Annotated in this window: 12 protein-coding genes; 5 read left to right on the forward strand and 7 right to left on the reverse strand. The window is 65.3% G+C overall.

Features of this window, described 5'->3' with window-relative positions; all coding sequences use genetic code 11:
• Positions 1-7: 7 nt before the first annotated feature.
• On the forward strand, positions 8-586 hold the full coding sequence (locus ASE52_RS08580; RefSeq protein ID WP_057225412.1) for an NUDIX domain-containing protein: 579 nt from the start codon (positions 8-10) through the stop codon (positions 584-586).
• A 5-nt stretch (positions 587-591) separates the two neighbouring features.
• Positions 592-819: a sulfurtransferase TusA family protein gene (locus ASE52_RS08585; protein ID WP_010459874.1), complete on the forward strand. Its 228-nt coding sequence runs from the start codon at positions 592-594 to the stop codon at positions 817-819.
• 95 nt (positions 820-914) lie between these two features.
• Here the strand turns inward: ASE52_RS08585 and galU are convergent, their stop codons facing one another.
• Both galU and ASE52_RS08595 read right to left on the reverse strand, forming a co-directional pair.
• A complete protein-coding gene (gene galU, locus ASE52_RS08590; RefSeq protein ID WP_057225414.1) occupies positions 915-1,802 on the reverse strand; it encodes a UTP--glucose-1-phosphate uridylyltransferase GalU in 888 nt (295 codons plus the stop codon).
• 80 nt (positions 1,803-1,882) lie between these two features.
• Complete coding sequence (locus tag ASE52_RS08595; RefSeq protein ID WP_057225416.1) at positions 1,883-4,780, reverse strand: valine--tRNA ligase; 2,898 nt, start codon at positions 4,778-4,780, stop codon at positions 1,883-1,885.
• Between the two features lie 383 nt (positions 4,781-5,163).
• Here ASE52_RS08595 and ASE52_RS08600 point away from each other — a divergent pair, with 383 nt between their 5' ends.
• The 3 genes from ASE52_RS08600 to ASE52_RS08610 all read left to right on the forward strand — a co-directional run bounded on the left by ASE52_RS08600 (position 5,164) and on the right by ASE52_RS08610 (position 9,589).
• A complete protein-coding gene (locus tag ASE52_RS08600) occupies positions 5,164-7,020 on the forward strand; it encodes a M48 family metallopeptidase (RefSeq protein WP_057225418.1) in 1,857 nt (618 codons plus the stop codon).
• A gap of 155 nt (positions 7,021-7,175) precedes the next feature.
• Positions 7,176-8,147: a helix-turn-helix transcriptional regulator gene (locus ASE52_RS08605; RefSeq protein ID WP_057225420.1), complete on the forward strand. Its 972-nt coding sequence runs from the start codon at positions 7,176-7,178 to the stop codon at positions 8,145-8,147.
• Between the two features lie 113 nt (positions 8,148-8,260).
• Positions 8,261-9,589: an IPTL-CTERM sorting domain-containing protein gene (locus ASE52_RS08610; protein ID WP_057225422.1), complete on the forward strand. Its 1,329-nt coding sequence runs from the start codon at positions 8,261-8,263 to the stop codon at positions 9,587-9,589.
• A 72-nt stretch (positions 9,590-9,661) separates the two neighbouring features.
• On the opposite strand, the gene ASE52_RS08615 is transcribed toward ASE52_RS08610, so the two are convergent.
• The 5 genes from ASE52_RS08615 to ASE52_RS08635 form a co-directional block, all read right to left on the reverse strand.
• Positions 9,662-10,285: a VOC family protein gene (locus ASE52_RS08615; protein WP_057225424.1), complete on the reverse strand. Its 624-nt coding sequence runs from the start codon at positions 10,283-10,285 to the stop codon at positions 9,662-9,664.
• Between the two features lie 222 nt (positions 10,286-10,507).
• Positions 10,508-11,086 carry a YceI family protein gene (locus tag ASE52_RS08620; protein WP_057225426.1) on the reverse strand — a complete coding sequence of 193 codons (579 nt, stop codon included), beginning with the start codon at positions 11,084-11,086 and terminating at the stop codon, positions 10,508-10,510.
• A 95-nt stretch (positions 11,087-11,181) separates the two neighbouring features.
• A complete protein-coding gene (locus tag ASE52_RS08625) occupies positions 11,182-11,760 on the reverse strand; it encodes a YceI family protein (protein ID WP_057225428.1) in 579 nt (192 codons plus the stop codon).
• Positions 11,761-11,925: 165 nt separating this feature from the next.
• Positions 11,926-12,504 carry a cytochrome b gene (locus ASE52_RS08630; RefSeq protein ID WP_057225431.1) on the reverse strand — a complete coding sequence of 193 codons (579 nt, stop codon included), beginning with the start codon at positions 12,502-12,504 and terminating at the stop codon, positions 11,926-11,928.
• 353 nt (positions 12,505-12,857) lie between these two features.
• Positions 12,858-14,135 (reverse strand): heme biosynthesis HemY N-terminal domain-containing protein, encoded by a 1,278-nt coding sequence (locus tag ASE52_RS08635; RefSeq protein ID WP_057225433.1) that lies wholly within the window; start codon positions 14,133-14,135, stop codon positions 12,858-12,860.
• Positions 14,136-14,138: the final 3 nt, after the last annotated feature.

Raw genomic sequence — 14,138 nt, forward strand, 5'->3', positions numbered from 1 at the left:
TATTACCATGCACTACGAAGTCCGCCATTGCACCCACTGCGGTACCGCGCTGCAGCCGATCACCCTGGCCGAAGATGGGGGCGACAAGGAGCGGCTGCGCTGCCCCGCCTGCGGCTGGACGCACTGGAACAACCCCACGCCCGTGCTGGCCGCCATCGTGGAGATCGACGGCAAGGTGCTGCTGGCGCGCAACGCGGCCTGGCCGGGCAAGATGTTTGCGCTGATCACCGGCTTCATGGAGGCGGGCGAGTCGCCCCAGGAGGGCATTGCGCGCGAGGTGAAGGAAGAAACCAACCTCGATGTGCAGTCCACATCGCTCGTGGGGGCCTACGAGTTCCTGCGCATGAACCAGATCATCATTGCCTACCATGTGGTGGCCACGGGGCGGGTCCAGCTGTCGCCCGAGCTGGTGGACTACCGGCTGTACGATCTGGCGGACCTCAAATGCTGGCCTGCGGGCACGGGCTACGCGCTGGCGGACTGGTTGCGCACGCGGGGGCATGAGCCCGTGTTTTTTACCGCCGAAGAAAATGCAGAACGGCGGCGTGGCCTGGACGAGCAACCACCGCAGCCGCCAAAGGATTGACGACCATGGACATTCACAAAGAAATCGACACCCGGGGCCTGAACTGCCCCTTGCCCATCCTCAAGGCCAAGAAGGCGCTGTCCGACATGGCCAGCGGCCAGTTGCTGAAGGTGGTGGCCACCGATGGCGGGTCGCTGCGGGATTTTCAGGCGTTTGCCAAACAGACGGGCAACGAGCTGGTGGAGCAGCAGACGGTGGGCGAGGAATACATCCACATCCTGCGCCGTCGTTAGATGTAAAAATAGCTGCCAGCGCTTTCTGGATAAGCGCTGGCAGCTATTAATTTGGAAGCGTTTGAGGCGCTTCCAATGTGGGTTCGGACTGTGGCTTACAGCGCCAAAGTCTTCAGATATTCCCGGAACTGCGCGCCCACCTGCGGGTGTTGCAAAGCCAGCTCCACCGTCGCTTCCAAAAACCCTTCCTTGCTGCCGCAGTCGTAGCGCTTGCCATCGTATTGAAAGGCGTACACGGCTTCGTGCTGCATCAGGCGGGCGATACCGTCGGTGAGCTGGATCTCACCGCCCACGCCGCGCGGCTGGTTGCGGATCTCGTCGAACACGCCGGGCGTGAGGATGTAGCGGCCGGCCACACCCATGCGCGAGGGGGCGACATCGGCCTTGGGCTTTTCGACGATGCGTTCAATGCGGATCAGCGGGCCGCCAGCGGGCTCGCCGGCCACGATGCCGTATTTGTGGACCTGGTCTTCCGGCACTTCCTGCACCGCGATGACCGAGCGGCCTTGCTGGCGGAAGGCGGTGGCCATCTGGGCCAGCACGGGCTGGCCGCCTGGGGGGCCCACCATCAGGTCGTCGGCCAGCAGCACGGCAAAGGGTTCCTTGCCCACCAGCGGCTCGGCGCACAACACGGCGTGGCCCAGACCCAGCGAGCGGGGCTGGCGCACGAACGCGCAGTCCATGTCGTCGGGCTGGATGGAGCGCACCAGCGCCAGCAGTTCCTTCTTGCCGGCGGCTTCGAGTTCGGCCTCCAGCTCATACGCCGTGTCGAAATGGTCTTCGATGGCGCGCTTGCTGCGGCCGGTCACGAAGATCATGTGGCGGATGCCTGCGGCGTAAGCCTCTTCCACGGCGTACTGGATCAGCGGCTTGTCGACCACGGGCAGCATTTCCTTCGGAGACGCCTTGGTGGCGGGCAGAAAACGGGTGCCCAGGCCAGCGACGGGGAAAACGGCTTTGCGGACGGTGGTGGCAACAGTCATGGGGCTCCTTGAAGGCGGGGGGTCGGGGTGTTGTGGTCGTCTTGGATATGCAAGTGTCAGGCCAGAGGCTGCCCGGCCGTTCAGCCCAGGCGTGCCAGCTGGTCGCGCAGGCGGGCCAGCGTGGCGCCAAAGTCGGCGATGCGCTTCTTTTCCTGGTCGATCACGGCAGGGGGGGCCTTGGCCACAAACGCTTCGTTGGAGAGCTTGTTGTTGGCCTTGGTGATCTCACCGTCGATGCGGGCGATCTCCTTGGACAGGCGGGCCTTCTCGGCCACCACGTCGATCTCCATGTACAGGCACATGCGGGCTTCGCCCACCACGGCCACGGGCGCAGCCTGGGCGGCGGCGGCCCAGGCGGTTTCGTCCTCGAACACCTTGACTTCGCTGAGCTTGGCCAAGGCCTGCAGCACGGGTGCCACGCCGCGCATGAAGTCGGTGTCGCCCACGGTGTACAGCGGCAGGCGGGTGGAGGGCGAGACATTCATCTCGCCGCGCAGCGCGCGGCAGGCGTCCACAAGACCCTTCACACGGCCCATGTGGGCGATGGAAGCCTCGTCGATCTTGGCGGCTTGGGCTTCGGGGTAGCGGGCAATGCTGACCGACTCGCCAGGGATGCCTGCGACGGGTGCCACCGTCTGCCACAGCGCTTCGGTGATGAACGGGATGATCGGGTGGGCCAGGCGCAGGATGGCTTCCAGTGTGCGGATCAGCGTGCGGCGCGTGGCGCGCTGCTCGGCCTCGGTGCCGTTCTGGATCTGCACCTTGGCGATTTCCAGGTACCAGTCGCAGTACTCGTTCCAGACAAAGTCGTAGATCGTGTTGGCCACGTTGTCCAGGCGGTACTCGGCAAAGCCCTTGGCCACTTCGGCCTCGGTCTTCTGCAGCAGCGAGCTGATCCAGCGGTCGGCCTGGCTGAATTGCATGTAGCCGTGGGCGGGGCCGCCGGGTTGGCATTCTTCCTTGGTGTGCTCCTTCAAGCCGCAGTCCTGGCCTTCGCAGTTCATCAGCACAAAGCGGCTGGCGTTCCAGAGCTTGTTGCAGAAGTTGCGGTAGCCCTCGCAGCGCTTGCTGTCGAAGTTGATGCTGCGCCCCAGGCTGGCCAGCGCCGCAAAGGTAAAGCGCAGCGCATCGGCGCCGTAGGCCGGAATGCCCTCGGGGAATTCCTTTTGCGTGTTCTTGCGCACGGTGGGTGCGGTCTCGGGCTTGCGCAGGCCGGTAGTGCGCTTGTCCAGCAGCGGCTCCAGCGAGATGCCGTCGATCAGGTCCACCGGGTCGAGCACGTTGCCTTCGGACTTGCTCATCTTCTTGCCCTGCGCGTCGCGCACCAGGCCGTGGATGTACACGTGCTTGAACGGCACGCGGCCCGTGAAGTGTGTGGTCATCATGATCATCCGGGCGACCCAGAAGAAGATGATGTCGTAGCCCGTCACCAGCACGGTGCTGGGCAGGTACAGGTTGAAGTCGTCGGTGGGCGCGTCGCCTTGTTCAGGCCAGCCCATGGTGCTGAAGGGCACGAGGGCCGACGAGTACCAGGTGTCGAGCACGTCCTCGTCACGGCGCAGCTTTTTGCCGGGCGCCTTGGCCTGGGCCTCGGCTTCGTCGCGGGCCACGATCACGTTGCCGTCTTCGTCGTACCACGCCGGGATCTGGTGGCCCCACCACAGCTGGCGGCTGATGCACCAGTCCTGGATGTTGTTCATCCACTGGTTGTAGGTGTTCACCCAGTTCTCGGGCACGAACGTCACCTCGCCGCTGGACACGGCGTCGATGGCCTTTTGCGCAATGCTCTTGCCCGTGGGGTCCTGGTCGCTCACCTTGCTCATGGCCACGAACCACTGGTCGGTCAGCATGGGTTCGATCACCTGGCCGGTGCGGGTGCAGATCGGCACCATGAGCTTGTGCTTCTTCACCTCGACCAGCGCGCCGATGGCTTCCAGGTCGGCCACCACGGCCTTGCGGGCCACAAAACGGTCCATGCCCTGGTACTTGGGCGGTGCGTTCTCGTTGATGGTGGCCTGCAGGGTCAGCACCACGATCATGGGCAGCTTGTGGCGCTGGCCCACGGCGTAGTCGTTCTGGTCGTGCGCGGGGGTGACCTTGACCACGCCCGTGCCGAATTCCTTGTCGACGTACTCGTCGGCGATCACCGGGATCTGACGGTCGCACAGCGGCAGGTTGACCATCTTGCCGATGAGGTGGGTGTAGCGCGCGTCCTCAGGGTGCACCATCAGCGCCACGTCGCCCAGCATGGTCTCAGGCCGGGTGGTGGCCACCGTCAGGCTGCCCGATCCATCGGCCAGGGGGTAGGCGATATGCCACAGCGAGCCGTCTTTTTCTTCGCTCTCGACTTCCAGGTCGGACACTGCGGACTGCAGCTTCGGGTCCCAGTTCACCAGGCGCTTGCCGCGGTAGATCAGGCCCTGCTCGTACAGCTTCACGAAGGTGTCGGTCACCACCTTGGAGAGCTTGTCGTCCATGGTGAAGTATTCACGGCTCCAGTCCACGCTGTCGCCCATGCGGCGCATCTGCGTGGTGATGGTGTTGCCGGACTTTTCCTTCCACTCCCACACCTTGGAGACAAAGTTCTTGCGCGCCTCGGGGGGGGTGGGGCCCATGTCGTAGCGGCTGATGCCCTGCTCTTGCAGCTGGCGCTCCACCACGATCTGCGTGGCGATGCCCGCGTGGTCGGTGCCCGGCACCCACACCGTGTTGAAGCCACGCATGCGATGGTAGCGCGTGAGGCTGTCCATGATCGTCTGGTTGAACGCATGGCCCATGTGCAGCGTGCCCGTCACGTTGGGGGGCGGCAGCTGGATGGAAAACGCTGGCTCGCCCGCCTGGGCGGCGCCGGTGCCCCGGAACCCCGCGACGCCGTAGCCACGGCGTTCCCATTCGGGGCCCCAGTGGGCTTCCAGGGCGGCAGGTTCAAAAGACTTGGACAGGCTGTCGAGGCCGGGTTGTGCTTGGGGCGTGCTCATGGGGTTTGGCAGAAGGTGGAGGCAGGCACGGGGCGCGCCTCAACGGTCAAGAGGGTGGACCGGGCATTTTACGGGAGTGCCGACCGGCGTTAGACGTTCTTCCCCTCGCGCTCGCATCCCACCCACATCCCGCCTGTCGGGCATTTCTCGCCAATTGTTACCTTGTCGCTGGACCGGCCCGCTGTGGCGTCTTGATAATCCCGCCCGGTGGAGCGAGAGAGAGCCCCTGGAGAGGAGGGGCGTGGCTCCATGCGTTTATCCGGGTCAAAAAACACAAGACTTCCGCAAATCGGGATGCAACAGCCACCTCGCCTTGGGGTGATCCGCTTGCCTGAGCCTTGTTTTGCGCAAGTCATGAAACATACAACCAATCGGTCCCATTCATGAATCTTCAATCCGCACTCCGCGTGGGCCTGGCCAAGGTCTTTGTCTATGCGCTGCTGGCGCTTTTCCTCATCCCTGCGGTGACCTATGGGTTCACCCTCTACGCCCAGCACGACCAGGACGCGAGCTTTGTGGCCGGCATCAGCCAGCGCATCGACGCCGAAAAGGGCATGCCGCCCGCCGAGAAGCAGGCGCGCAAGGACTACTACCGCAGCAACCCACCCTCCACCATTTGCGACAACACCTCGCCCGAGGCGCAGGACTACCGCGAAGCCCTGTGCGAGCGCTACTCCGACGTGTGGCAGTTCCACATGGCACGCCTGGTGTCGTTCTGGACCCTGGTGGCCGGCGGCGTGCTGCTGCTGGCCGTGCTGGGCCTGGGCGCACTGGCCTTTGCCGACCGCACGCTGCAGTACACCAGTTTTGTGACCGGCTGGCGCTTGACCACCTATGCCAGCGCCGCCGCGCTGCTGGTGCAAGGGGCGATGGCAGTGTGGCTGTCGTTCTGGGTGACGGCATTCTTCTTTCACAAGTATTCGCCCAAGCTCGTGCTTCTCGTGGGTTTTGTGGTGTTGGCGGGTGTGCTGGTGGCGGTGAGGGGCATCTTCAAACGGGTGGAGTCCAGCAACCAGGCCGTGGGCGAACTGGTGTCCGAAGACGATGCACCCCTGCTGTGGAAGCGCATCCGCCACATGGCCCAGCGCCTCAAGACCGAGCCGCCCCAGCACATCGTGGCCGGCATCGACGCCAATTTTTTCGTGACAGAGGCGCCGCTCACAGTGGGCAACCAGACGCTCACAGGCCGCACGCTGTTTGTCAGCTTGCCCCTGCTGCGCATCCTGGACCAGGCCGAAGCCGATGCTGTGTTCGGCCATGAGCTGGCCCACCTGCGTGGCGGCGATACCCAGAGCAGCGCCCGGCTGGGCCCCAAACTCGTGCAGTACGACCACTACCGGCACGCCATGCGCACGGGCGGGCTCACGGTCATGGTCTCGCCGCTGCTGGACCTGTATCGGATGATCTTTGAGATCGCGCTGGCGCGCGACAGCCGCGAGCGTGAGTTCAAGGCCGACCGGCTGGCCGCCAAGCTCATTTCGCCTGCGGCCATTGCGCAGTCGCTGGTGAAGATCGCGGCCTACGCGCAGTACCGCTACAAGATCGAGACCGAGCTGTTTGGCCGCAATGAGCGGCACGACGACACCACGCTGGGCATCGCCCGCTTTGTGGCACAGGGGCTGGCACCCTATGCGGCCTCCGATGATTTTCTGGACGCCATGAAAACGGCCAATGTGCCGCACCCCTTTGACACGCACCCCGCGATGCCAGAGCGCCTGCGCAACGTGGGCATGGCGCTGAAAGAGCAGGACTACGGCGCCATCGCCGTGCGTGCGCCTGCCGCCACCTGGGTGCAGGAGATCCTGACGGCCGATGCGATCGAGCAGCGCCTGTGGAGCGACTACGAGCAGCAGTTCGCGCAAGACCACGAACGCAGCCTGGCCTACCGCTACGAGCCCGCCACCGATGAAGAGCGCGCACTGGTGCTGCGCTACTTTCCACCCGTGGTGTTTGCGCTCAAGGGGGACAACACCGTAGAGGTCAGCATCGAGGGCATCCGCACGAGCGCCGACGAGACCACCGTGTTCTGGGATGCGGTGAAGGCGCTCGAATACAAAGAGAGCAGCTTTGGCAACGCGTTGATCGTGACCCATCCCGAGAAAAATGCCCTGGGCCTGGGCGCCAAGACCAGCAAGATCAAGCTGTCCGGCCTCACCAAGGAGAAGGACCAGTTCAACGCCGTGGTGGGGGCCTACTGGCAGCGCCACCAGATCATGCGGGCGCAGCAGCGGGGCGGCTGAAGCGTGTTCGCGACCCATCGCGCCCGGCGTGTGCGCGATGGGTCGTTTGCTATCTATCTGATAGCTTCTTGTGCCTGGTGGGCGGTCATCCGTGGCAGTTCTTCTTCTGAGCCCACAAGCTTTTACACTGTGACTGCCCACTCTTCCCAGCCGCCATGCCGAAAGCACCTATCGCCCCCCAGTGCCTCCACCTGAGCTCGCGCGACTACACCGGGCGTGACAAGACCGACGCGCTGCGTGAGTTCTACGGGCGCGAATTGATGCGCGTGGAGCTGCGGCCCTTCGAAGGCGCAGGCGCAACCCAGGACGGGCTGGACTTCGCCAGCACCATGCTGCCCCTGGGCGGTGACTCCATCTACGTCCATACCCAGTGCACACCCAGCCGCATGTGGCGCTCGCCCGAGATGCTTCGCGACGGGGACGACGCCCTGTACTTGGCCGTGGCCTGGGGCGGTGGTGTTTTCCATACGCCGCGTGAAAGCCACTGCCTGGCCGGCGGCCAGTACGCCATCGTCTCCAAGGCCCGTGCGCACGAGTTCATCAATCTCCGGGGCGGGGCCAGCGCCTGCATCCAGGTGCCGCATGCCGCCATGGCAAGGCGGGTCGCGGGGCTGGAGGAGGCGCCGATGCGCATGTTGTCGCCCGACATGCCGGAGCCCGCCTTGGCGATCGGCTATGCGCAACTGCTGGCCCGCAGCCCCGAGCTTTCCGCGCCGCTGCTGCAGTCGGCCCTGTCGCATCTGCAGGAGTTGGTGGCGCGTGTGCTGGCACCCACTGCGCAGACCTCTGTGCAGGATGCCGTGGACGTGCCCCGCCTGGCGCTGATCCGCCGCGACATCCTGGCCCGCATCGACCGGGCCGATCTGAGCCTGGTGCAGATCGCACGGTTGCACCACCTCACCCCGCGCCAGGTGCAGCGCCTGTTCGCGCGGGAGGGCACGTACTTTTCCGACTTTGTGCGCGAACAGCGGCTGATGCGCGCCCGCGCCATGCTGGCCGATCCCGCGCAGCGCCACCGCCGTGTGTTGGAGATCGCGCTGGACAGCGGGTTCGACGACGTATCGGCCTTCAGCCGCGCCTTCCGGCGGCAGTTCGGCATGTCGCCCAGCGAGGCGCGCAGCGGCTGACGGCCCGGTGTGCCCATGTCACTTTGGGCACAGCGATTGTCATTTTGGGCACGGACGGGGCGGGGCGGTTTCCCAAGAATCGCCGCAGTTTTCCGAATGTCACGAACACGCCCATGCGCCTTCACTATTTCGCCCAGCCCACATTGCTGGCGGCCCTTGCCTGCACTGCATCCGCCCATGCCGCCCCCGTCGTCGTGGGCACAGGTACGCCCCTCAGTTGCACCGAGGCCGCGCTGGATGCGGCACTGTCTGGCAGCAACCAGATCACGTTCAACTGCGGTGCAGTCCCGCACACCATCACGCTGACCGGCATGAAAGCCCCAGCGTCGGGAACCACCCTCGATGGCGGCGGGCTCGTCACCCTGGATGCCAACCTCGTCGCGCGGCATTTCTATCTGGGCTCCGGCACCTACGCGCTGGCCGGGCTCACGCTCATCAACGGCCAGGCGGACCACGGCGGCGCCATCTATGCCAACAACGTGACGCTGTCGCTCCGCAACGTCATCTTGCGCAACAACCGGACGCTGGCGGGCGGTGACGGCGGCGCCCTGTTTACCGGGGGCAACCTGGGCTCCCAGGTCAGCCTGCAAAGGGTACGCGCCATCGGCAACAGGGCCGACTATGGGGGCGGCGCCATCTACACCAACAGTGAGCACGACACGCTGACGCTGAACGAATTCGTGGCGCAGAACAATATCAGCGTCAATGGCGGCGGCGCCGTCGACCACCATGGCGCGGCCCTCACCATCACGCAAAGCCTGTTTCAGAACAATTCGTCCACGGCTTCGGGGGCTTCTGGCGGAGCGGTGGGAATCAACCCGATCACGTCGAGCACTTTGTCCATCACCAACACCACCTTTGTGGACAACTCCCTGGCGGACGGCGCCGGCAGTGCGCTCGGCATCACCGGCGTGGCGGGCGGCAGCATTGCCAACAGCACCTTCGCCAACAACAGCGGAACCGTGGCGATCTCTGTCTGGGCCGCCGGCACGCGGGTCACGGCGAGGAACACGCTCATCAGCGCCACGTTGGGCGGCATCAACTGCTACGCTCAGGGAGGGGCCGTGTTGTCCGACGGGGGCAACAACCTGCAGTTTGGCGGAACGGCCGTGCAATCGTGCGGCGCATCGATACCGCAGGCCGACCCGCTGCTGGCCCCGCTGGCCGACAACGGTGCGGGCTACTTCAGCCAGACCCTGGCTTTGCAGCCGGGCAGCCCCGCCATCGATGCGGGCAGCGGTTGCGAATTGGTGGATCAGCGCGGCGTGGCGCGCCCTATCGGTCCGGCGTGCGACATCGGCGCCTTCGAGGCCCCGCTGGCCGTGCCGCCCGGCAATGGCGCGGTCGCCGTGCCTGCATTGGACTGGGCGGGCCTGGCCTTGCTTTCCACGCTGCTGGCGGGCGTGGGGGCACTGCGCCGCCGCAGGGCCGGGTTGCTATGATTTTTATGGCCTTTGGCGCTTGATGGATAAGCGCCAAAGGCCAATTTGGTCCTAGAAACAGCGCCGTGCTGCTCAGTGAGGCACGAACTCCGGCCGGTCATTGTTCTCGGGCTTGAGCGGAGCGGCCGCCTTGCCTTCGGCGCGCTCCTTGCGCCACTGCTGCTTGCGCGCCGTCCACTCGTTCAGGCGGGCGTGGGCCACGGTGCTGTCCTTGGCCATCTGTGCTTCGTCGGCCAACTGGGCCGACAGTTCGAGCCGGATGCCGTTCGGGTCGAAGAAATAGATGCTGTGGAAGATGTGGTGGTCCGTCACACCCAGCACCTCGATGCCGTGGGCCTCCAGGCGCTTCTTGGTGTTCTCAAGCTCCTGCACGGTGTCCACGCGGAAAGCAATGTGGTTGACCCACAGCGGCGTGTTGGGCGAAGGCTCGGCCTTCACGTCGTCGCCCAGGTCGAAGAAGGCGATGAACGAGCCGTCCCGCAGGCGAAAGAAGAAGTGCGTGTAAGGGCAGTATTCACCCGTGCTGGGCACGTAGTCGCTCTGGATGATGTGGTACAGCGGCAGGCCCAGGATGTCCTCGTAGAACTGGCGCGTCTCCTCGGCATCACGCGCCTTGTAGGCGTAGTGGTGCAACTGCTGGATGGCGGCCGGCGGGGGAAGCGTGGCCAGGTCAGGGTTCTTCAGGACAGCGTTCATGCAGAGTCTCCTCGAATTGGTTTTGCAATTCTACTATTCGTAATTGATTTACGTTAAGTTAATTTTTGACTGATCTGTGGCATGCGCTGCATCCGCAGGGGACGCAACGGACTGCCAAAGAAAAAGCCACCTGCAGCATCGCTGCTGCGGGTGGCTTCTTGTTCTTGCACTGAGGGGCAAGGGGGCGCCGCGCATCCCCTGCTGCCTTTGCGCTGTGCGGCTTTACTGCTTCACGGCTTCGATCTGCACCACCAGGCGTACGTTCTTGGGGAAGCCCCATTCCACGCCGTAGTTCATGCCCCACTGGGTGCGGTCGATGGTCGTTTCAAAGTCGCCGCCGCACACTTCGCGCTTGAGCATGGGGCTGTCGTAGCAGTTGAACTGCGTGGCCTTCAGCGTCACGGGGGCGGTCTTGCCCAGCAGCGTGAGCTGGCCGGTCACTTCGCTGACCTTGTCGCCGTTGAAGCTGAACTTGTCGGACACGAACTTGATGGTGGGGTGCTTGGCGGCATCGAATAGGTCGGCGCTTTGCAGGTGCTTGTCGAACGGAGGCGTGCCCGAGTTCACCGAAGTGGTGTCGATGGTGATGTCCACCTTGCCATTCTTGGCTGCGCGGTCGAACTCCACCGTGCCTTGCTTCTTGTCGAAGCGGGCGCGGTTGGTGGTGGCGCCGAAGTGGCCAATCTCGAACGTCACAAAGGTGTGTGTGGGGTCGATGGCGTAGTTGGCGGCCTGGGCGGCACCGGCGGTCATGGCGGTGGCAGCGGCCACGGCGAGCAGGGAGAACAGGGACTTGCGCATGGGTGAATACTCCTGAATAGAGACGACAGAGGAAAAACGCGGAACGAAACCGAAAACAAAAACGAGTGAAACGCTGGTGGGAGGGGACTCGGGTGCTAAAGCTTGGCCACCCCAGTCAGCGCGAGCTTGAACTTGACCGTCACGTCGTCGGCCACCATCGAGGTATCGGCCCACTCGTTCTCGCCGATCTTGAACGCCAGGCGCTTGATGGGCAGCGTGCCGGTGGCCGTGGTGGTGGCGCCGCTCTGGACGAGGGCCACGGGCACGGTCACGTTCTGCGCATTGCCCTTGATGGTGAGCTTGCCCGCCACCTCGAACTTGCCACCGCCCAGCGCCTTGATGCTGGACGATTCGAACTGCGCCTGCGGGAACTTGGGCACGTTGAACCAGGTGGGCTTGGGCAGCTCGGCATCGGTCTCGCGCGATCCCAGCGTGGCGCTGCCGGTATCGACCGTGAGCGCGATCTTGCTAGTGGCCAGCTTGGCCGGGTCAAACGCCACCTGGGCGCTGAACGTCTTGAAGTGGCCGTCCAGCGGCACGCCCATCTGGCGCGCGGTGAACTGCACTTCGCTTTGGGCGGGCACCAGTTGTTGCTGGGCCATGGCGGCCTGGGCTCCCATGGCAAGGGCGGCGCCCAGCACGATGCGGGACAGGGTGGAAGCAGACAGGTTCATTCGAAAACTCCGTTCAAAAGACAGAAAAGAGAAGGTGGGGCGGTCGGCTGGTGCATGACAGGTGCGCATCCGCCAGTGCATCCGTGGAACCGGCTTTGCCGGGCCACCGGGTGCGTCCCCCTCCCGCAGGAGAAGGGGAGGACGCGAAGCGGTTCAGGGGGTGCCTCATCTACCAGGCAGCATCCGCGAGAGCAGGCCGTCGCGGTCCACGATCTGGTGCTTGAGCGCGCCCGCGATGTGCAGCAACACCAAGCCCGCCATCGCAAATGCGGTGATCTGGTGCCAGGGTTTGATGGCCTCGGCCAGTTCCTTGCTCACGGGTACGAAGTCGGGCAGTTGCCACAGGCCCAGGAACACGATGGGGAACCCAGCGGCCGAGCTGTAGGCCCAGCCAATCAGTGGCACGGCAAAAAACAGCGCATAGAGCAGCCCGTGCGTGGCGTGGTGCGCCAGTTTTTGCCAGCCCGGCATGGCCTTTTCGATGGCTGGCGGCAGGGCCGGGGGGCGGTGCGTGGCGCGCCACAGCAGGCGCAGCACCGACAGCACGAGGAGGGTGACACCCGCCCATTTGTGCCAGTTGTAGAGCTTGAGCCGCTGTGGCGAAAACGGCAGGCCCGTCATGTAGATGCCCACGCCAAACAGCCCGATCAGCGCCAGGCCCAGCACCCAGTGCAAAAGCATGGCGGTGCGCGTGTAGCGGTGGGGCGGTGCGTCGGCGGCGGTGCGGGTGGCGGTGGCAGTCATCGGGAAAGAATGGGAGGGTCTGGCAAACAGGGTGCTGGGCGAACCTGCCAGCCCGTTCGGGGCTGACATCCGTCAAGCGATGGGGCAGTGTAGGAAGCCGTCGCCGCATTCGGCTTCAGGCAGATTGATGCTTCAATTCAAAAAAAATGAATTGATAGGGCCTGAGCGCTCAAAGTTCCCCAATGCTGTGCAAGTTGCACCTGCGCGCATCAGCGGGGGAGTGGCTGCGGTGAATGCACCAGGAATGCCCTGGTTGGGTGCGGCCCCAACCGTTGCGGTCTGGGCAGGCTGCGAGGGATGTTCTTTGGGCGGCGAAGGACGGCACCCGGAAAGCAGCCCCTGCAAAAGGCCGTTTACCGGCTGAGCGCGGCCTTCTTCCAGGCCTCGGCAGCGGCATTTTCGTCGCCGCGTTTCTCTGCCAGTTCTGCAAGGTGGCGCCAGGCGCTGGCCCGCAGGCTGCTGTCGCTCAGCTGCTGCGCCGCCTGCGTGAGGAGCTGGTGGGCCTTGCCCCACAGCTGGCGCTTGAGGCAGGCCATGCCCGCCAGGTACTGCAGGCGGGCGTCGCGCGGGTTGGCCTGCTGGGCTGATTCGATGCGGGCCAGCCAGGGGGCGTCGAGCGCATCCAGCCCCGCCTCCAGCGCGCGGACCAGCTTCAGCGCATGGTGTTCGGCCAGGGCGTCGGGCAGGTCCACCATGCGGTCCCACACGGGCAGCAGCCAGGCGCGCACCTGCGTGGCATCGCCACCCAGGGCGGCCAGCCGCTGCGCGGCGTGGATGGCCAGCTCGGGCATGCTGCGCTCGGACGACTCCAGCGACATCCAGGTCTGCTGCAGCTGTGCGGTGTCGTGCGCGCTGTTGATGAGTTCGATGGCCAGGCCCCGCACGATGCTCTGGGCCGCTGCGGGCGAGAACGCACGGTGCTTGCCCAGCAAGCGCGCTGTGTCCAGCGCGTCCTGCGTCTGGTGTGCCAGGCGCGTGGCCTTGAGCCTGATACGCAGCGACAGCGTGCGCCGTGCGGCGCCCTGCGGCAGGGCCGCAAGGCGGTCGAGCGCGGCGCTGGCATCGCGGTCGTCCAGCGACCAGCGGGCGGCCCGCATCTGGGCGCCCTCGCGCATTTCCTGCTCGTTCACGCTGCCGCGCAGCGGCGCCTCCTGCAAGGCGTCCTGCAGATGGCTTTCGCGCGTGGCGCTGTCTTGGAGCGCGTGCGATGCCTCGGCGGCAATCATGTGGGCCAGGGCGCGCAGCTGGCGGCCGTGGGGCACAGCCTCCCCGGCGCTGGCCAGTGCGTGTTCTTGTGACAACGCGGCCACCGCCGCCTTGCGCGAGCGGATGAAACGGCCGCCCAGCATGTGGGTCAGGGCATCCAGCAAGGCCGCGTGCATGGTGCGCTCCTTTTGCTGCACGCGCCAGCGGCGGGCCTGGTGTGGCAGTTCCAGCAGCGCCGCCAGGGCGCGCAGAGCCGCGTAGACGGTGACGAAGCCGCCCACCAGCAGCAGCACCACCATGTTCAGCGACAGGTCGATGCGGTAGGGCGGCCAGTACAGGGTGACGGTGCCCTGGTTGTTGCCCGCGAACAGCGCGGCCGCCACGGCCACGCCAAACAATGCCAAAAGCCAGAGTGCTGCGCGCATGTC

The sequence above is a fragment of the Acidovorax sp. Root275 genome, assembly GCF_001428965.1.
Taxonomy (GTDB): Bacteria; Pseudomonadota; Gammaproteobacteria; order Burkholderiales; family Burkholderiaceae_C; genus Acidovorax; species Acidovorax radicis.

What these genes read in the sequence shown, in the direction of transcription:
- ASE52_RS08580 (WP_057225412.1), top strand. Translation starts at nt 8, where the DNA reads ATGCACTACGAAGTCCGCCATTGCACCCACTGCGGTACCGCGCTGCAG.
- ASE52_RS08605 (WP_057225420.1), top strand. Translation starts at nt 7,176, where the DNA reads ATGCCGAAAGCACCTATCGCCCCCCAGTGCCTCCACCTGAGCTCGCGC.
- ASE52_RS08585 (WP_010459874.1), top strand. Translation starts at nt 592, where the DNA reads ATGGACATTCACAAAGAAATCGACACCCGGGGCCTGAACTGCCCCTTG.
- galU (WP_057225414.1), bottom strand. Translation starts at nt 1,802, where the DNA reads ATGACTGTTGCCACCACCGTCCGCAAAGCCGTTTTCCCCGTCGCTGGC.
- ASE52_RS08595 (WP_057225416.1), bottom strand. Translation starts at nt 4,780, where the DNA reads ATGAGCACGCCCCAAGCACAACCCGGCCTCGACAGCCTGTCCAAGTCT.
- ASE52_RS08620 (WP_057225426.1), bottom strand. Translation starts at nt 11,086, where the DNA reads ATGCGCAAGTCCCTGTTCTCCCTGCTCGCCGTGGCCGCTGCCACCGCC.
- ASE52_RS08610 (WP_057225422.1), top strand. Translation starts at nt 8,261, where the DNA reads ATGCGCCTTCACTATTTCGCCCAGCCCACATTGCTGGCGGCCCTTGCC.
- ASE52_RS08630 (WP_057225431.1), bottom strand. Translation starts at nt 12,504, where the DNA reads ATGACTGCCACCGCCACCCGCACCGCCGCCGACGCACCGCCCCACCGC.
- ASE52_RS08635 (WP_057225433.1), bottom strand. Translation starts at nt 14,135, where the DNA reads ATGCGCGCAGCACTCTGGCTTTTGGCATTGTTTGGCGTGGCCGTGGCG.
- ASE52_RS08615 (WP_057225424.1), bottom strand. Translation starts at nt 10,285, where the DNA reads ATGAACGCTGTCCTGAAGAACCCTGACCTGGCCACGCTTCCCCCGCCG.
- ASE52_RS08625 (WP_057225428.1), bottom strand. Translation starts at nt 11,760, where the DNA reads ATGAACCTGTCTGCTTCCACCCTGTCCCGCATCGTGCTGGGCGCCGCC.
- ASE52_RS08600 (WP_057225418.1), top strand. Translation starts at nt 5,164, where the DNA reads ATGAATCTTCAATCCGCACTCCGCGTGGGCCTGGCCAAGGTCTTTGTC.